Annotated in this window: 21 protein-coding genes; 13 read left to right on the forward strand and 8 right to left on the reverse strand. The window is 56.4% G+C overall.

Annotation, left to right across the window (positions count from 1 at the left end; genetic code table 11):
- Positions 1-28 precede the first annotated feature (28 nt).
- The gene (gene cysS / locus G482_RS0115065) at positions 29-1,423 is read right to left on the reverse strand and encodes a cysteine--tRNA ligase (RefSeq protein WP_028450727.1); all 1,395 of its coding nucleotides are present in this window, start codon (positions 1,421-1,423) and stop codon (positions 29-31) included.
- A 290-nt stretch (positions 1,424-1,713) separates the two neighbouring features.
- Here cysS and trpE point away from each other — a divergent pair, with 290 nt between their 5' ends.
- From trpE to trpC, 5 genes are all read left to right on the forward strand, one after another.
- The gene (gene trpE / locus G482_RS0115070) at positions 1,714-3,183 is read left to right on the forward strand and encodes an anthranilate synthase component I (protein ID WP_034619851.1); all 1,470 of its coding nucleotides are present in this window, start codon (positions 1,714-1,716) and stop codon (positions 3,181-3,183) included.
- A gap of 38 nt (positions 3,184-3,221) precedes the next feature.
- The gene (locus G482_RS0115075; protein WP_028450729.1) at positions 3,222-3,791 is read left to right on the forward strand and encodes an aminodeoxychorismate/anthranilate synthase component II; all 570 of its coding nucleotides are present in this window, start codon (positions 3,222-3,224) and stop codon (positions 3,789-3,791) included.
- Between the two features lie 63 nt (positions 3,792-3,854).
- Entirely contained in the window at positions 3,855-4,886 is a 1,032-nt protein-coding gene (trpD, locus tag G482_RS0115080) for an anthranilate phosphoribosyltransferase (protein WP_028450730.1), read from the forward strand.
- Positions 4,886-5,248, forward strand: a complete 363-nt coding sequence (locus G482_RS0115085; protein ID WP_028450731.1) for a GFA family protein — start codon at positions 4,886-4,888, stop codon at positions 5,246-5,248. The genes trpD and G482_RS0115085 overlap by 1 nt, the downstream gene beginning before the upstream one ends.
- Positions 5,249-5,268: 20 nt before the next feature.
- The gene (gene trpC, locus G482_RS0115090) at positions 5,269-6,072 is read left to right on the forward strand and encodes an indole-3-glycerol phosphate synthase TrpC (RefSeq protein WP_028450732.1); all 804 of its coding nucleotides are present in this window, start codon (positions 5,269-5,271) and stop codon (positions 6,070-6,072) included.
- Positions 6,073-6,171: 99 nt separating this feature from the next.
- Here trpC and G482_RS20390 read toward each other — a convergent pair whose 3' ends face one another.
- From G482_RS20390 to G482_RS0115110, 4 genes are all read right to left on the reverse strand, one after another.
- The gene (locus G482_RS20390; RefSeq protein WP_028450733.1) at positions 6,172-6,663 is read right to left on the reverse strand and encodes a hypothetical protein; all 492 of its coding nucleotides are present in this window, start codon (positions 6,661-6,663) and stop codon (positions 6,172-6,174) included.
- 132 nt (positions 6,664-6,795) lie between these two features.
- Complete coding sequence (gene tadA, locus G482_RS20180) at positions 6,796-8,127, reverse strand: tRNA adenosine(34) deaminase TadA (RefSeq protein ID WP_211227654.1); 1,332 nt, start codon at positions 8,125-8,127, stop codon at positions 6,796-6,798.
- A gap of 63 nt (positions 8,128-8,190) precedes the next feature.
- Complete coding sequence (gene recN, locus G482_RS0115105; RefSeq protein ID WP_028450734.1) at positions 8,191-9,861, reverse strand: DNA repair protein RecN; 1,671 nt, start codon at positions 9,859-9,861, stop codon at positions 8,191-8,193.
- Between the two features lie 110 nt (positions 9,862-9,971).
- A complete protein-coding gene (locus G482_RS0115110) occupies positions 9,972-10,847 on the reverse strand; it encodes an NAD kinase (protein WP_028450735.1) in 876 nt (291 codons plus the stop codon).
- Between the two features lie 123 nt (positions 10,848-10,970).
- Here G482_RS0115110 and hrcA point away from each other — a divergent pair, with 123 nt between their 5' ends.
- The 3 genes from hrcA (at position 10,971) to G482_RS0115130 (ending at position 14,412) form a co-directional block, all read left to right on the forward strand.
- Positions 10,971-11,972: a heat-inducible transcriptional repressor HrcA gene (hrcA, locus tag G482_RS0115115; RefSeq protein WP_034619852.1), complete on the forward strand. Its 1,002-nt coding sequence runs from the start codon at positions 10,971-10,973 to the stop codon at positions 11,970-11,972.
- A gap of 48 nt (positions 11,973-12,020) precedes the next feature.
- Positions 12,021-13,079: a lytic murein transglycosylase B gene (gene mltB, locus G482_RS19010; RefSeq protein WP_084414747.1), complete on the forward strand. Its 1,059-nt coding sequence runs from the start codon at positions 12,021-12,023 to the stop codon at positions 13,077-13,079.
- A 739-nt stretch (positions 13,080-13,818) separates the two neighbouring features.
- Positions 13,819-14,412: a hypothetical protein gene (locus tag G482_RS0115130; protein WP_028450738.1), complete on the forward strand. Its 594-nt coding sequence runs from the start codon at positions 13,819-13,821 to the stop codon at positions 14,410-14,412.
- Between the two features lie 134 nt (positions 14,413-14,546).
- Here the strand turns inward: G482_RS0115130 and uvrC are convergent, their stop codons facing one another.
- Entirely contained in the window at positions 14,547-16,490 is a 1,944-nt protein-coding gene (gene uvrC, locus G482_RS0115135) for an excinuclease ABC subunit UvrC (protein WP_084414790.1), read from the reverse strand.
- A gap of 226 nt (positions 16,491-16,716) precedes the next feature.
- On the opposite strand from uvrC, the gene G482_RS0115140 reads away from it, so the two are divergent.
- Positions 16,717-18,072 (forward strand): sodium-dependent transporter, encoded by a 1,356-nt coding sequence (locus G482_RS0115140; RefSeq protein WP_028450740.1) that lies wholly within the window; start codon positions 16,717-16,719, stop codon positions 18,070-18,072.
- 141 nt (positions 18,073-18,213) lie between these two features.
- On the opposite strand, the gene G482_RS0115145 is transcribed toward G482_RS0115140, so the two are convergent.
- On the reverse strand, positions 18,214-18,765 hold the full coding sequence (locus G482_RS0115145; RefSeq protein WP_034619854.1) for a hypothetical protein: 552 nt from the start codon (positions 18,763-18,765) through the stop codon (positions 18,214-18,216).
- A 93-nt stretch (positions 18,766-18,858) separates the two neighbouring features.
- Positions 18,859-19,251: a YchJ family protein gene (locus G482_RS0115150; RefSeq protein WP_028450742.1), complete on the reverse strand. Its 393-nt coding sequence runs from the start codon at positions 19,249-19,251 to the stop codon at positions 18,859-18,861.
- A gap of 57 nt (positions 19,252-19,308) precedes the next feature.
- On the opposite strand from G482_RS0115150, the gene G482_RS0115155 reads away from it, so the two are divergent.
- The 4 genes from G482_RS0115155 to G482_RS0115170 all read left to right on the forward strand — a co-directional run bounded on the left by G482_RS0115155 (position 19,309) and on the right by G482_RS0115170 (position 23,610).
- Positions 19,309-19,977 (forward strand): HAD family hydrolase, encoded by a 669-nt coding sequence (locus tag G482_RS0115155; RefSeq protein WP_169721089.1) that lies wholly within the window; start codon positions 19,309-19,311, stop codon positions 19,975-19,977.
- A gap of 132 nt (positions 19,978-20,109) precedes the next feature.
- The gene (locus tag G482_RS0115160) at positions 20,110-21,582 is read left to right on the forward strand and encodes an inorganic phosphate transporter (protein WP_028450744.1); all 1,473 of its coding nucleotides are present in this window, start codon (positions 20,110-20,112) and stop codon (positions 21,580-21,582) included.
- A 122-nt stretch (positions 21,583-21,704) separates the two neighbouring features.
- Positions 21,705-22,043 (forward strand): hypothetical protein, encoded by a 339-nt coding sequence (locus G482_RS0115165; protein ID WP_028450745.1) that lies wholly within the window; start codon positions 21,705-21,707, stop codon positions 22,041-22,043.
- Positions 22,044-22,620: 577 nt separating this feature from the next.
- Positions 22,621-23,610 (forward strand): GGDEF domain-containing response regulator, encoded by a 990-nt coding sequence (locus G482_RS0115170; protein ID WP_028450746.1) that lies wholly within the window; start codon positions 22,621-22,623, stop codon positions 23,608-23,610.
- The last annotated feature ends 76 nt before the right edge of the window (positions 23,611-23,686 follow it).

Consider the following 23,686-nt stretch of genomic DNA (forward strand, 5'->3'; position numbering starts at 1 on the left):
GCGGTTTTTTATTGCACGCCAAGGCCGATCAAGTCCGGCGCCAAGTAGTTTCACCGGCTTTGTCTTCCAGCACAATCCCTGCGGCCGCCAGCTCATCGCGAATGCGATCACCCTCTGCCCAGTTTTTGGCCGCCCGTGCTTCGCGACGCGCCACAATCGCTGCTTCAATTTTCTCCGCCGTCCACTCACCTACTGCACCCACATCCGCTTGCAGGAAAGCTTGTGGATCGCGCTGCAGCAAACCGAGCACGCCGCCCAAGGCTTTGAGCAGCCCCGCCTTTTGCGCCCCCAACTCGGTACCGGCGTGTTTATTGGCTTCAGCCGCCAATTCAAACAACACCGCTACGGCCTCGGTCGTCGCAAAATCGTCGTCCATCGCCGCCTTAAAGCGCGCCGCTAACGGATCTTGCCAATCGATCGCCACCTCAGCTGGCGCCACCGCTTTGAGCGCGGTATACAAGCGGGTGAGCGCATTTTTGGCGTCATTCAGATGCACATCGCTGTAGTTCAGCGGGCTACGATAGTGCGCACGCAGAATAAAGAAGCGTAAAACTTCGGGATCAAACTGCTGCAGCACATCACGAATGATGAAGAAATTGCCCAAGCTCTTGGACATTTTCTCGTTATCGACATTGATAAAACCGTTGTGCAGCCAGTAATTCACATACTGATGGCCATGCGCCCCTTCGGATTGGGCGATTTCGTTTTCATGATGCGGAAACTGCAAATCTTCGCCGCCACCATGAATATCAAAATGTTCGCCCAAATGATGGCAACTCATGGCCGAGCATTCGATATGCCAACCCGGACGGCCCGCCCCCCAAGGCGATTCCCACTTCACTTCGGCGGGCTCATCGGTTTTGGCCGCTTTCCACAGCACAAAATCGCGTGGATCACGCTTATTCGGGTCTACCTCGACCCGCTCGCCCGCGCGCTGCTCGTCAAAATCTTTGCGCGACAATTTGCCGTAGCCGGCAAAGTCTTTCACCGAGTAATACACATCGCCATTGGGCGCGTGATAGGCCAAGCCATTGTCAAACAGCTTGCGGATAATCGCCTGCATGCCGTCCACGTGCTCGGTCGCGCGGGGCTCGTGATCCGGGCGCTGAATACCCAGCGCAGCAAAGTCTTCGTTCATTGCGTCGATAAAGCGAGCGGTGAGGCTTTGAATCGATTCGCCGTTTTCCACCGCGCGCTTGATGATCTTGTCATCAATATCCGTGATATTGCGCACGTAATTCACGTGATAGCCAGAAGCGCGCAACCAACGCGCCACCACATCAAATACCACCACCATCCGCGCATGCCCGATATGACAGTAGTCATACACCGTCATCCCACAGACATACATATTTACGTGTCCGGGGGTAATCGGTTTGAATTCCTGTTTTTCGCGGGCAAGAGAATTGAACAGTGTCAGCATCGTGGTTTCACATTTTCTGCAGGACTAAAACACCGATTCTACCAAAGCTGCCGCCGCCGCTTGCAAGAAAAGTGAACCCGCACCACGGCCATACGGGAAAACCCCGTTTACATTTGACGCTAGCGGGTAGTTCCCGCACAATCGATGCTGTTTCCTACCTGATTGGATCGGCCTCGATCCCCTGTCATCATGGCTTTTTACTGTACTGATCTCTGGCTGGAATGGCGATGGCGTCGCTAAGCGCGCCCACACATCGTTCATTCTGATTTTTCCATCTGGAGAGAAGTCCCATGCTGACTCGTGAAGAATTTCACGCCTTGGCGGCCCAAGGCTATAACCGCATTCCGCTGATTTCTGAATTATTTGCTGACCTCGACACCCCGCTATCGGTGTATTTAAAGCTCGCCAATCGTCCTTACTCTTACCTACTGGAATCCGTGGTCGGTGGCGAGCGCTTTGGTCGCTATTCTTTTATTGGCCTGCCGGCCCGCACCCGCATCAAAGTCTGTGGCCAAACCACCGAGCTGATCCACGATGATCGCGTGATCGAAACCCATAGCGGCAACCCGCTCGATTACATTGAAGCCTATCAGGCCCGCTTCAAAGCGCCTTCAACCAAAGGCTTGCCGCGCTTTCTGGGCGGTTTGGTCGGCTATTTTGGCTACGAAACCATTCGCTATATCGAGCGCAAGCTGGCCGAATGCCCGAAGCCGGACCCCATTGGCGCGCCGGATATTCAGCTCTTGTTATCCGAAGAGATCGTCGTGGTCGACAATCTGTCCGGCAAGCTTTACCTCGTTGTTTACGCCGACCCAAGCCAAGACAATGCTTATCAGGTGGCTGAAGAGCGCCTACTGGCGCTGCGCCTGAAATTGCGCGAGCCGGCGCAGATTCCGTTCTCGCTGCCCGTGGCCAGTGCTGGCGAGCCGGTATCCGAATTTGGCGAACAGCCATTTAAAGACGCGGTACTGAAAGCCAAGGAATACATCAAAGACGGCGATGTGATGCAAGTGGTGTTGGCGCAGCGTATGAGCGCGCCATTTAATGCCTCGGCCATGTCGCTGTATCGCTCGCTGCGCAGCATTAATCCATCGCCGTATATGTTCTATTACGACTTTGGCGATATGCATATTGTTGGCGCGTCGCCCGAAATCCTGGTGCGCCTGGAAGACGATACCGTCACCGTGCGCCCGATTGCGGGTACCCGCCCGCGCGGCAAAGATCGCGAACACGATCTGGCGCTCGAAGCCGAGCTGCTGGCCGATGAAAAAGAAATCGCCGAACACGTCATGTTGATCGACCTCGGCCGCAACGACGCCGGCCGCGTGGCGCAAACCGGCTCGGTGAAACTCGTCGACAAAATGGTGGTTGAGCGCTATTCGCACGTGATGCACATTGTGTCGAGCGTAGAAGGCAAACTCAAACCGCAGCAAACCGCGATTGATGTACTGAAAGCCACATTCCCGGCGGGCACCGTATCGGGCGCGCCAAAAGTGCGGGCAATGGAAATCATTGACGAGCTCGAGCCGACCAAGCGTGGCGTGTATTCCGGCGCGGTTGGCTATCTGGGCTTTAACGGCGATATGGATGTCGCGATTGCGCTGCGCACCGCCGTGATCAAGAACCAAACCCTCTATATGCAAGCGGGCGCCGGCATTGTGGCCGACTCAGTCCCGCAAAGCGAATGGCAGGAAACGCTCAATAAAGCCCGCGCCGTACTGCGCGCCGCCGAGCTTGCTAGCCAAGGCCTGGACGCCTAAGCGCCCCGCCACTGCCATCTGCGATAAAGGATTAAATCATGCTTTTAATGATCGACAATTACGACAGTTTCACCTACAACCTCGTGCAATACTTTGGCGAACTTGGCCAAGACGTGCACGTGCATCGCAACGATGAAATCAGCATCGAACAAATCGAGGCCATGCAGCCGAAATACCTGGTAATTTCACCCGGCCCATGCTCACCACTGGAAGCCGGCATTTCGGTCCCTGCCATCAAGCATTTCGCTGGCAAATTGCCGATTATGGGCGTGTGCCTTGGGCATCAATCGATTGGCGAAGCCTTTGGCGGCAAGATTATCCATGCCAAAACACTGATGCATGGCAAGGTATCCCCCGTTATCCATAACAATATCGGGATGTTCAGAGACATACCCTCCCCAGTAACGGTAACGCGGTATCACTCGCTAGCGATCGAGCGCGAATCGCTGCCCGATTGCTTAGAGGTAACCGCATGGACGGAAGATGGCGAAATCATGGGCGTGCGCCACAGAACTTTGGCGATCGAGGGCGTGCAATTTCACCCCGAGTCGATCTTGACCGAACACGGGCATAAGATGCTCGAGAATTTCCTAAAAGAATGGGCGTAAAGCCAGCCTCAAGCCGACCCTAGGTCGGCTTCTTTACGACCAACAATAAAACAAGGAATTACGATGATCACCATCCAAACCGCACTGAACCGCCTGATCGACAATAACGAACTGTTTTACGATGAAATGCTGCACCTGATGCGGCAAATCATGTCGGGCGAAATGACCCCGGCACAAATCGCCGCCCTGCTGATGGGCCTGCGCACCAAAGTTGAAAGCGTGTCCGAAATCGCCGCTGCTGCCACCGTGATGCGCGAGTTTTCGACCAAAGTGGCGGTGCAAGATGGCCGGCACTTGGTCGACACCTGTGGCACCGGCGGCGATGGCGCGCATACGTTTAATATCTCGACTTGCTCGGCCTTCGTGGCCGCTGCGGCGGGTGCGAAAGTGGCCAAACATGGCGGCCGCTCGGTGTCGTCGAGCTCTGGCTCGGCCGATGTACTCGAAGCCTTTGGCGTGAATCTGAATCTGACCGCAGAACAAGTTGGCCAGTGTATTGATCAGGTCGGCCTCGGTTTTATGTTCGCACCTAACCATCACAGCGCGATGAAATACGTTGCGCCAGTGCGCAAAGAGCTGGGCGTACGTACCATCTTTAATATCCTTGGCCCGCTCACCAACCCAGCCGGTGCGGATAATCAGGTGATGGGCGTATTCCACCCAGATCTGGTCGGTATTCAGGCACGGGTGCTCAAACAACTGGGCTCTAAGCATGTGCTTATTGTGCACGGCAAAGACGGGCTGGATGAGATCTCGATCAGCACCCCAACCATGATTGCCGAGCTGAAAGATGGCGACATCGTTGAATACGAATTCGATCCTCGTGATCTCGGCTTTAGTCTGGCCGACAGCAAAGCGCTGTACGCTGGCACCGCACAAGAATCCAAAGCCATTATCGAAGGCATTCTGGCTGGCAGCCTCAGCGGCCCTTGTCGCGATATCGTGCTGCTGAATGCCGGTGCCGCGATCTACGCTGCCAATTTGGCGGTAACGCTCGAAGACGGCATCAACGCCGCGCACGAAGCACTGGCCAGCGGCGCCGCCAAAGCCAAACTTGACGCCCTCGTATCGTTCACACAAGGCCTAGCCAAGTAATGGAAAACCGGCGCACTTACCACGGCAGCTGCCATTGCGGCGCGGTGAAGTTTCGCATCAGCTCGCCTGAAATCAGCTCGGGCGTACGCTGCAATTGCTCGATCTGCCAGCGCAAAGGTGCGCTGATGACGCCGTATATTTATTCACCGGCAGAATTAGTGATCGAAGCCGGCACCGAGCAATTGAGCGTGTATCAATTCGGTACAGGCGTGGCGAAGCATTATTTCTGCAAGGTATGCGGGATTTATCCATTCCACCAAACCTTGCGCAAGGCTGGGTATTACCGCGTAAATGTGGGCTGTATCGATGGTCTAGAGCCCCTGACTATGCCCGTTGAAGTCTTCGACGGCCGCAGCCTTTAATCTACCTTTGAGTACGAAAAATGTCCGACATCCTAAAAAAAATCTGGGCCACCAAGTTTGAAGAAGTGGCTGCCGCGAAAAAACTCATCCCGCTCGCGGAAATCCGTGCGCAAGCCGAGGCCAATCGCGATCTGCGCGACTTTGTGGGCGCAATTCAGGCCAAACATGCAGCCGGTAAAGCGGGCGTGATTGCTGAAATCAAAAAGGCCAGCCCATCCAAAGGCGTGATGCGTGATCCGTTTGTGCCGGCCGAGATTGCCCCCGATTACGCCGCCCATGGCGCGGCGTGTTTGTCGGTGCTGACCGATGTGCAGTATTTTCAGGGCCACGCCGATTACCTGAAAGCCGCCCGTGCGGCCTGCACGCTGCCGGCGCTGCGCAAAGACTTTATGGTCGATGAATATCAGTTTTATGAGGCGCGCGCCTGGGGTGCGGACTGCATTTTGCTGATTGCCGCCGAGCTGGATGTAAAACAGATGCAGGATTTTGAAGCGCTGGCGCACAGCCTGGGTATGGCGGTGCTGGTGGAAGTACACAATGCGCAAGAGCTAGATGCCGCACTCACGCTCAAAACCCCGCTGCTGGGCGTGAATAACCGCAATTTGCGCACTTTTGAAGTGAGCCTGCAAACCACCATCGATCTATTGCCACAAATCGTGGCCGATGGCCGCATTGCCGTGTGCGAAAGCGGTATTCACACCGCGGCTGACGTGCAATTGATGCGCGATCACAATGTACACACCTATCTGGTGGGCGAAGCGTTTATGCGCCAGCCGTCACCGGGCGCGGGCCTGGCTGGCTTGTTTGATCCGGTTTACGGCTAATACTCACTCTACCTGGGTATTGCTCCATAGGCATTGCTATTGATTGCCTGCAGAGCAATACCCTCGATTGGCACTAGCAAAGACGGCGACAAATCGCACTTAACCTTTGCCGCTACCGCCACTTTTACCCCCGCCTTTACCCCCGCCTTTACCACCACCATCGCCGCCCCCTTTCCCGCCACTGTCGCCACCGCCTTTACTGCCGCCCTCACCTCCGCTTTTGCCCCCTTGGCTGCTGCCGCTACTGCTGCTCCCACTATTACTGCCGCTGCCTTTGCCGCTGTCGCCGCTACCACTTTTGCCGCTGCTCTCGCCGCTGGCTGTTTTGCCCGTACTATCGTTGCGGCTACTGTGGCTAAAGCCGCTATCGTCGGCGCCACTGCGATGGCTGCTGCTGTCTTCGCTGGTGGCAGTTTTGGTGCGCAGGCCGCCATGATCGTCATTGGCATCATGGCTAACCGGATCATCGCTAGGCTTTACAGTGCCGGCGGTACGGGTGGCGGAATCGTCGCCAGCTGGATCATCGGCGCCAGCGGCATAGAGTTGGCTGCTTAAACACAGCACCAGCATTGTCAGTAAGGTGCGCGGCATGGTGTTACTCCAACAATAGACATGCTCTGCCTTAGCGAAGATCGGTGCGCTCGCCCAGCCCGATGTGGCCGAGCAGTTGATCAGCGGCAAAACAGTCGTTGGGTATCAGGCTGGCTTCAGCCTTAGCTGCGTTTAGCGGTCAGCCGGCTGCAGGAGTTGCGCTTGCAAAGCGGCAATGGTGTCGCTCGACAAGCCCAGCACTTCACGCAGATAGCGCGGCATATTGCCGGCCTGCTTTTTTACTTCGTGCATGGCGGTTTTCAGATAGGCGGCCTGTACGCCCAGAATGGCCGTTAGCGTCTCGCTGCTGGCCCCTGCGGCGCAGGCCTGCGCGATCAGCGGGGCGTATTTGCCGCGGATAGCGGCATCGCTCAGTAGATAATCCCGCAGAATACTTTCATGCGGCACGCCCAGCGCCGAGAGCAGCAACACCATGGCCCAGCCGGTGCGATCTTTGCCGGCAGTGCAATGCACTAAGGCGGGGTATTGCCCGCCAAGGCTTAAATTAGTTAGCCACTGGGCATATACCTGCTGCACCGCCGGGTTGGCGACGAGCTCGCGATACAAGTCATGCATCATGGCCGCCGCGCGGCCCTCGCCCAGTAACGCTTCGAGCTGCGCAGGTTGCGCCAGTAATTGCGGCACGCTGCAGGCCGTGGCTTGCGCGGTGGCCGCCAAAACATCGCAGTGGGTGTCGCTCACGCCACGAAAGTGCGGATTAGGTGCCTGCGCTCGCTCGGCGGCTGAGCGCAAATCCCAAATCGAGCGGATTTGCAGCGCGGCGAATTCAGCGCAGACTGGGTCAACGGCCTGTAGCTGCTCACTGCGAAACAGCAGCCCGGCACGAATCTGCCGGCCATCTGCCGTTTTAAGCCCGCCCAAATCACGCAAATTAGCCAAGCCCGGCACCGCTACCTGCGGGCGCGCGCGGGTAGCGCGCTGGCTGGCGCGCTGCTGGCGGAAAAATTCACCGAGCAAGGCGGCCGACTCGGCGCCGCCGGGGCCAGCTTGGATACAGGTGTGATGATTGAGCTGCGGGCTGGCAAAGGGGTTGATGACGCTGCCGGCCGCGCCGGTTTTGGCATCGGCAGTGGCATACACCACCCGCCGCACCCGGGCGTGCAAGATGGCGCCGGCACACATAATGCAGGGCTCCAGCGTCACAAAAAGCTCGCATTCGCTCAGGCGATAATTGCCCAGCTGCTTGGCCGCGGCGCGTAGCGCCAGCATTTCGGCATGGGCGCTTGGGTCGTTCATCGCCAATGGCTGATTATGCGCGGCGGCAATCACCTCGCCCCGATACACCACCACCGCGCCCACCGGCACCTCACCGTGCTGCGCCGCTTGGGCCGCCTGCGCCAGCGCGGCCTGCATAAATGCAGCATCCGCCTGCGGATTGGGGGAAGTCAGTGGGGATTTATCGTGCGCGGCCATCCGGTCAGCCCTTGAAATCAGGCCGACCATGATACCGCAAATGGGCCGTTGCGCTGTGCTGGCCGCTAGATGCGGCCACGATCCAGCAAGTACTTAGCCCGCGACTGCCACCTGCCCCAGCATTTCGGCCGCGTGCTGGCGAGTGGTGTCGGTGATTTCCAGCCCGCCCAGCATGCGGGCGATTTCTTCGATCCGCTCGGCGTGGCTCAGTTGGCTTATGCTGCTGCGCACGCCATCTTTGGCTTGAGCTTTGGCGACCTGCAGATGCGTACGGCCGCAGGCGGCCACTTGCGGCAGATGGGTAATACACAGCACTTGCCGGCTCTGGCCCAATTCAGACAATAAGCGCCCCACAATCTCGGCCACCCGTCCGCCGATACCGACATCCACTTCATCGAAAATCAGCGTGGGGACATTCGCCACCTGGCTAGTTACCACTTGCAGCGCCAAGCTGATGCGCGACAGCTCGCCGCCCGAGGCCACTTTGGCCATCGGCCGCAAGGGGGATGCCGGGTGATTGGCGGTTTGCAACTCGATTTGCTCCAGGCCAAAGGCCGCCGGCTGGGTTTGCGGCAGCAATACCACTTCGCAGCGGCTACCGGCCAGCGCCAGCGTCTGCATTTGCTCGCTCACTAATTTAGATAGCTGCTTGGCCGCCTTGGCGCGTTTGGCCGAGAGCTGCTCGGCCGGGCGGCGGTAATCTTGCTCGGCCTGCACCACTTGTTTGCGCAGCGCATCCAGCCCTTCTTCACCTCCCAGCTCGGCCAGCCGCGCTTGCCAATCGGCCAGCTGCTCGGGCAGCAAGCTGGGGTCAATCCGGTATTTGCGCCCGGCGCGGTAAATGGCATCCATGCGCGCTTCCACTTCCCCGAGGCGCTCCGGGTCTAATTCCAGCCTATCGGCATATTGGCGCAAGCTACTCACCGCTTCGGCCAGTTGCGCCTCGGCGCCGGCCAGCTGCTCCAGCGTATCGTGAATCGATGGATCAAAATCGGCTAGCTTGCCCAGCTGATGCGCCACGGTGGCCAGCCAGCTCTGGCAGTTTTCGTCGCCATCCGATAAGGCGGTCAGGCCATATTGCACCCCATCAATCAGGCTGGCGGCGTGGTGCAGGCGTTTATGCTCGGCCTGTAGCTCGGCCCATTCGCCCTCTTGCAGCGCCAGCTGGCTGATTTCATCGATTTGCCATTGCAGGCGCTCGCGCTCGGCTTCAAAGCGCTCGGCATTTTGCTCGGCCGATTGCAGCTCATTGGCCAGCGCGTGCCAATGCTGATAACGCTGGCTCACCTGCCGCACCAGCTCGGTGGCGCCCGCGTAGGCATCCACCAGCTCGCGCTGCGCTTCGTGACGCAAGAGCGATTGATGCGCATGCTGGCCATGAATATCCACCAGCCCTTCACCCAGGCTTTTGAGCTGCGCCAGCGTGGCGGGGCTGCCATTGATAAACGCGCGCGATTTGCCGCTGGCGTCGATAATGCGGCGAATCAACAGCAGCTCGCCCTCATCGCTAAAGCCCTGCTCGGCCAGCCATGCGCTGGTTTTCGCGACGGCGCTGATATTGAATTCGGCGCTGATTTCAGTGCGCTCGGCACCGTGGCGCACCACGCCCGCATCGGTGCGCTCGCCCAGTAATAAGCCCAGCGCATCGATAATGATGGATTTGCCCGCGCCGGTCTCGCCGGTGAGCACGGTTAATCCGCTGGCGAAATCCAGATCTAGCTCGCGAACGATCACGAAATCACGTAAATGCAAAGCAGAGAGCATGGCAGTACCCGGCACAAACAGAACGAGCGTTCACTTTAGGGCAAGATGCCGGGCAGGACAAGAGGCAAACGCGCGGCTGTGGGGCTTTCGCCGCAACCACGCGTGATGAATTACAGCAGCTTCTCGCCCCAGCGCAGTTTGGCGCGCAGCATATCGTAATAGCTGTAGCCATGCGGGTGCAGGATGCGCAGCGAATTGGTATAGCGGCGGATCAGCACCCGATCCATCTCGCGCAATTCGAAATCCGATTGGTTATCAAAATACACCCGCGCATCTTGGCCGCGGGTGAGCAAAAAAGCGACCTGGGCATTTTCCGACACCACAATCGGCCGGTTGGATAATGATTGTGGGCAGATCGGCACCAGCGTAATGGCCGGTAAGGCCGGGTGCAAAATCGGGCCGCCCGAGGCCAGCGCATAGGCGGTGGAGCCGGTGGGTGTAGAGACCACCAAGCCATCCGAGCGCTGGCTGTACACAAACTGGTTATCAACAAAAATCTCGAATTCGATCATCGAGCCGATCGAGCCGCGGCTAAACACCACATCGTTGAACGCCAGCGAGGTATTCACCGTCTGCCCGTCGCGCAAAATGCTGGCTTCCAGCAAGATGCGCTCTTCGGGGATAAACTGGCCGGCCAGCATATTGGGCACGGCGGTTTCCATTTCATGCAGCGGCAGATCGGTCATAAAGCCCAGCCGGCCCTGATTGATACCCATAAGGGGTATGCGATAGGGAGCCAATAAACGCGCCACCGACAGCATGGTACCGTCGCCACCCATCACAATTACCAGATCGGCCAGCTTGCCGATATGGCCGCGTTCAACGCGCTGATAATGCTCGATGCAGTGTTCGCGGGCGATGTCCTGCTCGATCAGCACCTTTACCCCGCCCTCATCCAACAGGCGCGCCAAGCGCAAAATCGGCTCGCCGAGCGCAGGGGTATTCAGGCGGCCAACGAGGGCGATGGTTTTAAATAGGCTGTGCATAATCTTGAATATTTGGTGCGTCAGCCGCATTAATACACCGAAGAGCAGGTAAAATCCAGCCTGACGCGCGCCTGTGCGCTGTTGTTGCCGTCCAATCTGCCGTTTTGTGACTCTAGCCGTGCCATGCTTCTGAACGACCGCTCACAGATTTTGCTTAAAACGCTCGTCGAGCGTTATATCGCCGAAGGCCAGCCTGTCGGCTCGAAGGCTTTGTCGCAGTTTTCCGGCCTGGAAGTCAGCAGCGCCACCATCCGCAATGTGATGGCCGAGCTGGAAACGCTAGGCCTGGTGGCCAGCCCGCATACCTCGGCCGGCCGCATTCCCACCGCGCAAGGCTACCGGCTGTTTGTCGATACCTTGCTGGCGGTGCAGCCGCTGGGCCATGTGCAGATCAACGCCCTACCGAACGACAACCCGCAGCACAGCATTCAGGCCGCCTCGCAGCTTTTATCGCAGCTGACCAATTTTGCCGGCGTGGTGATGACGCCCAAGCGCAGCGAGCTCACGCTCAAGCAAATCGAATTTCTGCCATTGGCCGAAAAGCGCGTGCTGCTGATTTTGGTGACCAGCGATGGCGATGTGCAAAACCGTATTGTGCAAACCGAGCGGCACTTTAGCCCCACTGAACTGGCCACCGCGGCGCAGCTCTTAAACGAGCATTGCGGCGGCAAAACCCTTGCCAATTTGCTGAGCTGGCTGCAAAGCGACGTCATCCGCGTGAAGCAAGACCTCACCAGCCTGATGAACGCCGCCGTAGCCATGAGCCATGGTTTGCAAAGCGAACACATGGTGATCGCCGGCGAGCATCAGCTACTGGGCCTGCATGATTTCTCGGGCGATATGCAGCGCATGCGCCAGCTGTTTGAACTTTTCGAGCAGAAAACCGCCCTACTGCAATTGCTGGAGCAAGGCCACCGCGCCGACGGCGTACAGATTTATATCGGCGCCGAAGCCGGCATTGCCCCGCTGGATGAATGCTCGGTGATTACCGCCCCGTATCAGGTCAATGGCGAAGTCGTCGGCACGCTGGGCGTGATCGGCCCCACCCGCATGGCCTATGAACGGGTGATCCCCATCGTGGATATCACCGCCAAATTACTGACGACCGCGCTATCCAACCCCTAGCGCGGCCCCCAAACCGGCGCCCACGGCGCCACTAACCAAGAATTGCTCATGTCTTTCCTTCGCACCGCCCTTGCCAGCCTGCTGCTGGCCACTCTGCCGTATGCCAGCGCCGATGATGAGCTGGTCACCCGCCCCGATGTGCAAGATTACATCCAGCAAACCGCCCAACAGCATGGCTTTAGCCCCGATGAGCTGGCCGGCTGGCTGCAGCAAGTGGAGCTCAAACCCAATATCCTGGCGATTCTGGACAAGCCCTCCACCAGCCGCCCCTGGCATGAATTTGAAGCCAATTTTGTGAACAAAACCCGCATCAACAATGGCGCGCGCTTTTGGCGCGAGAATGCCATCCTGATCGGCGATGTGAGCCGCAAATATCAAGTGGCCCCGGAAGTCTTGCTGGCGATTTTGGGCGCCGAAACCAATTACGGCCGCTACACCGGCTCGTTCCGCGTGGCCGATGCGCTCGCCACCATCGCGTTTAATTACCCGCGCCGGGCCGAGTATTTCCGCGGCGAGCTCACCCAGCTATTTTTGCTGGCGCGTGAAGAAAAAGAAGACCCGCTGAGCTTTAAAGGCAGCTACGCCGGCGCCATGGGCTGGCCGCAGTTTATGCCCTCTTCGTTTCGCAAATGGGCGCAAGATTGGGATAAAGACGGCCACCACGATATCTGGAACAACCCGGGCGATGCGCTGGCCAGCGTGGCCAATTACTTAAATCAGCATGGCTGGCAAGATCGCGGCGATACGCTGGCAGCGGTGAATTTTAATGGCGATCCAAGCCAGCTGGTGGCCGATAAATTTAATCTGCACTACACGGTGGATGAACTGATCGCCAAAGGCGTGGCGCCAATCGATGAGATCAACACCAAGCAGCAAGCCGTGCTGTTTACGCTGGAAACCGAGCCGGGCTTTACCCAGCATTTTCTCGGGTTTAATAATTTTTACGTGATCACCCGCTACAACAAGAGCACGCTCTACGCCACCGCGGTACTCAAGCTCGCCGACGCGATCAAAGCCGCCTATGTAAATGGCGATGATCTGGTCAAAGCCACCCCAGCCCCCACGCCGGCCAAAAAGCCCGCCAAAGCCAGCGCGCGCAAGAAGTAAACCACAGGTATCGCCCTGCAAGGCTTGGCTAAAATAGCCTGCAGGGCCATACCCCACTAGCGCAGCCAGCGCTGTACCTGCCAGCAGTACGCCAGCACGGCCAACACTCAGTGCCCCCAAATCCCATAGCCTCACCGCCACTCAGGCACTGCGCCCTACGCCACGGGCTAGGATGATTGACGCTGGGCCAGCAGCGGCGCTGCGTGCCAGTGTCGCGCAGCTTCCGCCTGAATTTCCTTCGATCGCAACAGGTTACGACTTAAAACTTACCAAGCGCCTCCCGAACGGCACTGCTACGTGGGGGTATATTCAGCAAACCAAAGACCAGCAATGCCCTCAGCGCAATACTGCCACCCGTATTTACCGCGCAGGTGAAGCTGGGGCTTGGTTTCCCGTGTAGCGAAAACCGCAGCGAGGAGAGAGACAAACGGCCTTTTGTTTGGCTCACGACGAAGCAAGGGCAGCGCGGAGCGCTTTTCGCCCGGGTCGCCTTTGGGGTGCAGGGGGCTTTGGCGAAGCAAAGCTCCCTGCCTGTCTGCGCGGCGGAACGCGCATCAAAAACAACGTGCCGAAGGCACTAAAAATAATTAAAATCATCGAAATTGCACAGGCAACAATCGGCCAAAAGCGGAAGTAGATACTTTATTTGTGCATAACAGAGTGAATGCCTGCAATCCACTAGGCAATACATTAATGCAATGTACTCATGAATGAATGAGTCATTTAATCAAGAGTGACCATGATGCAAGAGTTTAAAAAATTTATCATCATTCTGGCCATGGTTGTAGGCCTAATTCTTATTATTTTTAATGAAAATATCCGTGGTTATTACCGCTTCAAGGCGATTTGCGAAAAAGAAAGTGGCTTGCGGGTTTATCAAAAGCTTGAACAGGGAGTGGGATGGTTAGCGGACAGCTACAGCAATGCTCGCTATGTTGCAACAATACAAGGTGTTGGTTTCGTTCGGTATGTTGGTCAAGACGGTATTACTTATGATCTTCGCTATCTCAAGGGGCATCCGGGAGATGACACATCATTTGATAAGAAGGCAGCGGATTTAACTAAACCCGTGTTGTACTCATTTAAGTTTGTACTTGAAGATATTCAGGGGGAGTTGCGTTTAGCACGTGCAGGCTTCGAGATAAGAGATGTTCGCTCCTTAAAGCATGATGATTCTATGAAAATCAGTACGGCCAAATTGGTCGCACGCATCTATCGATTTGATTACAGCAGGTTTGATCAGGACAAAACCATTCTCGCTGCGCCTTCTAGAATAACTTGTTCAAGCTATCACATTGAAACGCCAGAAAATCGGGCGCAATTATTTAAATGATTAAAGGGCATGTGGGATTAACTTTACAAGTGCAGCACTAACCTGCGAAAACTTCCGCTTTGGGTCTAAACCTGCCAAAATAAAACCCGCGCTAGCGGGTTTTATTTTTAATCCGAGCAAACCTCAATGCACCCTCACCCCCGCAATGCCGAATAAATCTTCTCCGCCAACGCCTGATTAATCCCCTCCACCGCCGCCAAGTCATCGACACTGGCCGCTTTCACGCCTTGCAGCCCACCAAAGCGGGCCAGCAGTTTTTGCCGGCGTTTGGGGCCGATGCCTTCGATGTCTTCCAGCGTGCTGGCGATGCGCGCTTTGGCGCGACGGGCGCGGTGGCCGGTGATGGCGAAACGGTGTGACTCGTCACGGATTTGTTGTATCAGATGCAGCCCAGGGTGATCGCGTTTGAGCTGCAATGTTTTGCCCAGACGCGGGATAATCAGCTGCTCTAAGCCGGCTTTGCGGGTTTCGCCTTTGGCTACGCCAATCACCCATGGCTCGACAAGGCCAATTTCATCAAGGATGTCGAGCGCGACGCCCAGCTGGCCTTTGCCACCATCAATCAAAATCACGTCGGGCATTTTGCCCTCGCCGGCGGCGATTTTGCTGTAGCGGCGCTGCAGCACCTGGCGCATGGCGGCGTAATCGTCGCCCGGCGTGATCGGGGCAAATTCGCTATCGCCCTTGCCCGGCGAAACAGTGGTGGCGATGTTAAAGCGCCGATATTCCTTGGGCTGCATATCTTGCTGATCGTATACCACGCAGGAGGCGACGGTGAGCTCGCCCATGGTGTGCGAAATATCAAAACACTCGATGCGCTGGGTTTCTTCCGGCAGGCCCAGCGCTTCGACCAAGGCGGCGAGACGGCCAGCTTGCGAGGCTTGCAACGATTTGCGCTGCAAAATGGCCAGCTGGGCATTTTTGGCCGCCATTTCCAGCCACACGCGGCGCTCGCCATTGGGGTTGCTATTAATCACCACTCGCCGCCCGCCTTTGCCGGCGCCCATTTGCTCAGAGAGCGAGGCGGCCAGCAGGCTGGCGCCATCGGGCTCGGGGCTGCAGAAAATCAGCGGCGGCACCGTGCGCTCGAGATAATGCTGGGCGATAAAGGCGCTAAGGGCCTCGGCGGGCGTGTATTCGTCGGCGTGACTCGGAAAGAGATTTTTGTCGCCCACATGCCGCCCGCCACGCACCATGGCCAGATTCACGCACAGCACACCGCCCTCTTCCACACAGGCCAAGATGTCGGCGTCGCCATCGCTGCTGTTGCTCGACACAAATTGCTTTTCTTGTACTTTGGCTAGCGCCTGAATCTGATCGCGCACCGCGGCGGCGGCTTCGAATTCCCAATTGGCCGCGAGCGTTTGCATGCGCTCTTCCAGCTGTTGCAGCACTTCGTTTTCTTTGCCGGATAAAAACAGCATCGCGTTGTTCACATCGCGGCGGTAGGCCTCGGGCGAAATGGCATTCACACACGGCGCGGAGCAGCGCTTAATCTGGTGCAGCAAACAGGCGCGCGAGCGGTTGCTAAATACCGAGTCTTCACAGGTGCGTAGCTGAAATACTTTTTGCAGCAGCTGGATGCTCTCTTTCACCACATAGCCATTCGGGAACGGCCCGAAATAGGTGTGGCGCTTATCCAGCGCGCCGCGATAGTAGGCCAAGCGCGGCGAGGCATGGCCGGTGAGCACCAGATACGGGTAGCTTTTATCGTCGCGAAACAGAATGTTGTAGCGCGGCGACAGGGCTTTGATGAGGTTATTTTCCAACACCAGCGCTTCGGCTTCCGAGCGCACCACGGTGGTTTCCAGCGCGGCCACCTGATTGAGCATCAGGCGTATCCGCGGGCTGTGATCGTTTTTGATGAAATAGGAGCCGACGCGCTTTTTGAGGCTAATGGCCTTCCCCACGTACAGCACCGTGCCATCACTGGCCAAATAGCGATACACACCGGGCAGATCGGGCAGATTTTTCACCTGCAGCAACAGCGCTGCGCGCGCCTCATCGCTGGGCTCGGCGGCAGCTTCGGCCGGCGCCGCATCAGGCAGCGCGGCAGCCGAGTCGGCAAGCTGGGGCATGGTGGGTTCAGTGGCTTCGGGCACAGCAGTCATAGGTGGGCGCAGCAAAACGTAAGCAATGCACTATTGTACTGAAGTTACCGTGCCGCGCTGCGGCTGCGCCAGATCAAATCCACGGCATTTTGTCCGCCCGCCTGGCGGCGAAACGGGTTTTCCCGAATGGACAGCTTACAAACCGGATTTGATGATGCGCATACCGACCAAAAACAAGCATAAGGGGCAGGCCATGAGCCAGAACCGTGATGGATTCACATCGACCTTTGGCGTACTCGTCGCCACACTGGGCTCAGCCGTCGGCTTGGGCAATATCTGGAAATTTCCGTACCTCACCGGCACCAATGGCGGCGCGAGCTTTTTGGTGGTGTATCTGCTGGCCACCTTGCTGGTGGCGCTGCCGGTGATGATGACCGAAATCATGCTCGGCCGTGCTTCGCGCGCCAATGCAGTCACCGCATTTGAAAAGCTGGCACCCAAAAATCAGAAATTCTGGACCGTGATCGGCTATATGGGTCTCGTGTCGGCCATTTTGATTTTGGCGTTTTACACCGGCGTAGCAGGCTGGGTGTTTGCGTATATTTTTAAATCGCTGTCGGGCAGCATCCACAGCACCGACCCAGCCACCGCGAAAGCCGCGTTTGATGCCATGGTTTCTAACCCAATGCAGGCCCTGTTCTGGCAGTGGGTGGTCTTGGGCGGCGCGGGCGTGATTATTATGCTGGGCGTATCCAAAGGGATTGAAGCAGTAGCCAAAAAACTGATGCCGCTGCTGTTTTTGCTGCTGGTTTTGCTCTGTATTCGCAGCCTGACCTTGCCCGGCGCAATGGCCGGGGTGGAATTTTTGTTTGCACCGGACTTTAGCAAAATCACTGCGCCGGTAGTGCTCACCGCCGTGGGCTTGGCGTTTTTCAAGCTGTCGATCGGCATGGGCACGATGCTGACCTACGGCAGCTATTTCCGCCAAGAGCAGAATATCCCCGCCACCGCCACCCGCGTGATGCTGGCCGATCTGTCGGTATCGATGCTGGCTGGCCTGGCGATTTTCCCGGCCGTGTTTGCCTTTGGCTTTGAGCCATCGGCGGGCCCTTCGCTGGTGTTTATGACGATTCCGGCCGTGTTTGCCAGCATGCCGCTGGGCAATGTGTTTATGGCGATCTTCTTTGTGTTGGCGGCGATTGCGGCCACCGGCGCGATCTTGTCGATCTTGGAAGTGCCAGTTGCGATGATGAGCGAACGCTTTGGCTTTAGCCGCAAACTAGCCACGCTGATTTCTGTGGGCATTATTGGCCTGTTTGGCGTGCCAGCGATGTTGTCATCGTCACTGACGGCCGACTGGAAAGTCTTTGGCCTGAACGCGTTTGATCTGTTCGACTTTATTAGCTCGAATATCTTGTTGCCACTGGGCGGGATTTTGATCTGTTTGTTTGTGGGCTGGGTGTATGGCTTGCCGCAACTGAAAAAACAGCTGAGCAACGAAGGCCAACTGAACAATGGCCTGCTGATCAACGCGGTGTTTGTGCTGGTGCGCTATGTAACGCCGATTATCATCACCGTGATTATGCTGCGCGGCTTGGGGCTGTTCTGATACCCGGATGGGTATTGATCTGTAGATATTGAAATTGATTAATTACAGAGCAATACCCCCGCTGCAACACACAAATAAAAAACGGCCTACGGGCCGTTTTTTATTTGAGCAGCATTGGCTGGCGCCAAATTGGTCGCCGACTTATTGGGTATCGTTGCCCCAAATCGTGGCCGAAGCACGCACCAATACCACGATCTGATCGCCCACCGCGGCTTTGTTCAGGTATTCCTGATTTTGCACCGGAATATCCACGATTTTGCCATCCGGGTTTTTCGCCCGCACCACGCCGTTGGTTTTATCGATGGCGATGATGTCGTTGTAAGTGGCGCGGGTTTTCAGCACCCCGGCACCATTGGGCAGCACGTCTTCCGCTTCGCTGAGCTCGATGCGGCGCACGCCGGCCGTGCCTTTGCTCAAGGAAATGGCCAGCGATTCACCCGCCGCCACCATCACTTTGTCGCCCACGGCGAGGTTTTCAAAGCGGCTAATGCGGGGATCAACATTGCTGAAATTCAGCTGTTGGCCATCGGCCAGATTCAGTGTGACATTGCGATTGCGCAGATCAACGGCCGACACCGTAGCTTCGACGCGATTGCGCACGCCTTCGCTCAGCAGCAGTTCTTGCTCGGCGGCCACTGCCGCACCTTGCCACAACACAGCCAACAGGCTCAGGGCCAGAATGGAGGTTTTCATCATGCTCACCTTGGATCAGTTGATATTATTTATCCGCTGATCAGAACGTCAGCGTTACTGCATCCTAACATGAGGCGTCAGAAGAAAAACACCTTATTCGGCAATATCACCATCCAGATAAAACCAGCGCCCTTCTTCGCGTACAAAGCGGCTGTGCTCGGCCAGCTTATAGGCGCGGCCACCGACTTTATAGCGGGCCAAAAACGACACCGTGCCATGGTCGCCATCGCTGGCCGCATGATGCACGGTGAGTCCCAGCCACTTCACTTTGGGCTCTTCCTGCAAATCCAGCCGCTCGGGCCGGGTGCTGGCATGCCAGCTGGCCAGCAGATAATCTTCTAGCCCCATGACATAAGCGCTATAGCGCGAGCGCATTAAGGTTTCGGGAGATGGCGGCACTGCGCCAGCATGATAGGGCGCGCAACATTGACTATAGCTGGGCCCACCACACGGGCAGCTCGCAGCTGGGGCAGAAGAATTGGCCATACGGGCGGTAGATTAGGTAGACTTTGCTATTGTTTTCGATATTTGATGATTGCGCAAATGAAACACCCCCAGATTGTAGCGGCCATTTTTGATATGGATGGTCTTTTGCTAGATTCCGAGCGGATGGCCCTGAGCTGCTGGCATGACGCCGCCCGCGAGCTTGGGCATGAGATTGATCCGGCCGTACCGCTGGGCATGGTGGGCATGCATTCATCCAAAACCCTCGCCTATCTGCGCGAGCAGCTGGGGGATGATTTCCCATGTGAGCACTTGCGCGAGCGCACGCACGAAATCTACCTCACGCGCAGCGAAGCCGGCATCGCCCTGCGCCCAGGCGTGTTGGCGCTATTTGACTGGCTGGAAGCGCACGACATCCGCAAAGCAGTGGCCACCTCAACCCGCCGCAGCATTGCCGAGCATCATCTGCATAAGGCACAGCTGTGGCACCGGATTGAATTTGCCGTCTGCGGCGATGAAGTCAGCCAGCCTAAACCCGCTCCGGAGATCTACCAGAAAGCCATCACCCAGCTGGGGGTGAGCGCGGCACAATGCGTGGTGTTTGAAGATTCCAACTTTGGCGTGCAAGCCGGGCATAGCGCCGGTTGTCGGGTGATCATGGTGCCAGACTTACGTGATCCACTAGAACATGTGAAAGCCCTTGGCATCGAAATCGTCTCCTCATTAGATGCAGCGCAAACTTTATTGAATTCTGAAATAAAAGCTTAAAACTCAAGGTAGAATACGCGCCATCGGGCGTCTGCCCACCACCATGTGCTGTATGCGTCACCCGCGCGGCTTGCGATTGGCTTGGCCTAATGCAAACCGTGGGGGACGCTTTATCTTTTTTATGAGTCACTTATGTTAGACATCTTCTCGGGCATGCCCTTCGGGGCCGCCACCATGCTCGCTCTTGCCCTGTTTTTTGTGTTGGCCTACGAGTTTATCAACGGCTTTCACGATACCGCCAATGCCGTTGCCACCGTAATCTACACCAAAGCCATGCCCGCCCATCTGGCGGTGATCGGCTCGGGTATTTTCAACTTTCTGGGGGTGATGCTGGGTGGCTTGGGCGTGGCTTATGCCATCGTGCATTTGCTGCCGGTGGATCTGCTCTTGAATGTGGGCGTGGGCCATGGCCTGTATATGGTGTATGCCCTACTGGCAGCCGCCATTATCTGGAATCTGGGCACCTGGTATTTCGGCATTCCAGCGTCTAGTTCGCACACGCTGATCGGCTCGATCATGGGCGTGGGCATCGCCAATGCGCTGATGAATAATCAATACTGGCTCTCGGGCATCAACACCAAAAAAGCCATTGATATCATGCTCTCGCTGCTGATTTCGCCCACCATCGGTTTTGTGATGGCGGCGATCTTACTGTTGGCGCTAAAAAAATGGCGCAGCCAGTCGCGCATGCACATGACGCCCGAAGAGCGCAAAACTACCGATGGCAAAAAACACCCCCCATTCTGGACCCGCGCCACGCTGATCGCATCAGCCATGGGCATGAGCTTTGCGCATGGCTCCAATGATGGCCAGAAAGGCATCGGTCTGCTGATGTTGGTATTGATTGGCCTGGCGCCGGCCAAATTTGCGCTGGATATGGATAGCACCACCTATCAAATCGAGCGCACCGTGGATGCCGCCCAGCATATGCAATCGTTCTACGAAAGCAATCGTGAACGCCTGAATGGCAAAATCGACCTCACCCATTCCGCCGAGCACCCGCTGCCGACGCTGTTTAAATGTGAATCGAAAACCACCCTGCCCGCCATCAGCAGCCTGCTAAGCACACTGCAAGGGGTGAAATCGTATAACGATCTGAGTGGCGAAGACCGCCGCAAAGTCCGCCGCATCCTGCTGTGCCTGGATGACACCGCCAAGAAAGCCAGCAAGCTGGATATCCTGAGCAAACAGGAAAAAGCCGATCTGGATAAACTGCGCAAAGACCTAAACGCCACCACCGAATACGCCCCGCAATGGGTGATCGTGGCCGTAGCGCTGGCGCTGGGCTTGGGCACCATGGTGGGTTGGAAGCGCATCGTGCTCACCGTGGGTGAAAAAATCGGTAACAAGGGCATGACCTACGCCCAAGGCAATGCCGCCCAGCTCACCGCCGCCAGCGCGATCGGGATCGCCAGCTGGACAGGCATGCCGGTTTCCACCACGCACATCCTGTCATCCGCCGTAGCCGGCACCATGGTCGCCAACAAGAGCGGTCTGCAAGGCGGCACGGTGAAATCGATTCTGATGGCGTGGGTGCTGACCCTGCCAGTGACGATGTTGCTGTCGGGTGGTCTGTTCTGGCTGGCAAGCGTATTGTTCGCCTAAGCGCCAATGGCCGCGACGGCGGCAAGCAAGTAAGCCCAACCCCACGCCCGCGCGTGGGGTTTTTTTAATGCCGCACGCACCACGACGCAGTACAATGCAGCCCACTTTGCCGAGCCTCAACCATGATTGTCCTCACCCTACCCACCAGCCAACCCGACCTAACTAGCTGGCATGCCTTTTTGCTCAGCCAGTGGGCGCAGCTCACCCCCGCGCTGGATTGCGAAGTCAGCGAATTCGATACCCATGCGCAGTATACGTTCAGCGAGCTTGATAAAATTGAGCTAGACGGCGATACCCTGCTGATTTACTACCACACCCATTACCATGTCTACCACCCCTGCCGCGGCATGGATCTGCACGACTGTTGCTCCCGGTTTGTACGCGGCCAACTGATCGGCAATCGCCTGCAACTGGCCATCTACCAAGCGCCAGAAGAACGCTCGACGGCTGATGAGCTGTAACTGCACTTGCGCTCAACGAGTATCTAACCACCACACCTACCTGCGCAGCCCACGCAAGCTCGCCCCACTTGCTGCAGTCAATACCCATGCGGGTATGTGTGACAAAGCCTGATTCAATCTTACCTACCGCAACCTACCTCGCGAATCCGCCGCTGGCTGCAGTCCAGCCCCCCCATACATTCCCGCCATCTGCTGTCGTAAGCCTCTGAGCTAGCCGCTATTCGCCGAGTAGTTATGGTGCGCCTCAATCATGCAGCCATGACTGCAACTGAATCAGAGTAAGTAAAAACAACAAAATCTTAACATTACCCATCATGCACTTACATGATTCATACACTATCATCTAGACACATCCGTACACGTACTCTATATTGCCCGCAATAGTAGATTTCGCTTATATAGCTGGGTCAGTACCACCGTACTGCAAGGCACTTGGGATAAGCAGATCTTCACACTGGCAAGTAGCCCCGAGGGGCTAAAAAGTTTGCCTGCTGTAGTGATACATGCAAGCGGGCACCAGCCCTGTTTTATGCGCAAAAAAGTAATTCACAATAAAAAATAGACTGGAGAATATCCAATGAGTAACAGCATCATTTTGTGCGTCGATGATGATCCTAATATGCTACAAGCCCTGCGAAATTTGCTCTTTATGCAATTAGGGCCGGATTGCTTCATCGAGCTCGCCGAAAGTGGCGCAGAAGCCTTGGCAATATGTGAAGAATTAATCGCTGAAGGCCAAGAAATTTCGGTGATTGTATCTGACTACATTATGCCAGGCCTGCGTGGTGACGAATTACTGGTGCAGATTCATCAACAGAGCCCCAATACCGTCAAAATACTATTAACAGGGCAAAGTGATATTGATGGTGTCAAGCGCTCCATTAATAAAGCAAATCTTTACCGCTTTATTGAAAAACCATTCGTTAATGAAGACCTCGTTCTCACCATCCGCGCAGCGGAAAAAGCCTACCAACAGGAACGGACATTGGAGCGCCAAAATGCGCACCTCACCAAGATGAACAATGAGCTTGAAATTTTGGTCGCGGAGAGAACCAAAGAGCTGATCGAAAAAAATAAACAATTAGAACAACTATCACAAACCGACAAACTCACAGGTCTTTTCAATCGCCACAAACTGGATTTGCAACTGGCAGAAGAAGTACTGCGTTGCCAGCGTGGGGGTAATGCTTTCTCACTCATCATTGCCGATGTCGATCATTTCAAAAATATAAATGACACTTACGGCCATCCGGCCGGTGATGAAGTGTTGGTGAGTGTGGCTAAAACTTTGCAAGCGCAAAGCCGCGCCATTGATATTGTTGGCCGTTGGGGGGGTGAAGAGTTTTTAATCCTCTCTCCGGTGACCGAGCTGGCTGGCGCACTACAAGCGGCGGAACATTATCGCAGCGCGATTGCCGCGAGCAAGCACAATCATGCTCTAAATATCACCGCCAGTTTTGGCGTGGCTAGCTATCAGGAAAATGATACGGTCAACTCAATTCTGGCACGGGTCGATCACCTACTGTATCAAGCCAAAAATAGCGGTAGGAATTGCGTCCGAGGGTAAGGCTGTTATCACCAAGTCAAGATCAATATATCCATCTATTACACTTCGCCAGCTCAATATACTGGCGAAGTGTAGC

Source organism: Chitinibacter tainanensis DSM 15459, assembly GCF_000429785.1.
GTDB lineage: Bacteria > Pseudomonadota > Gammaproteobacteria > Burkholderiales > Chitinibacteraceae > Chitinibacter > Chitinibacter tainanensis.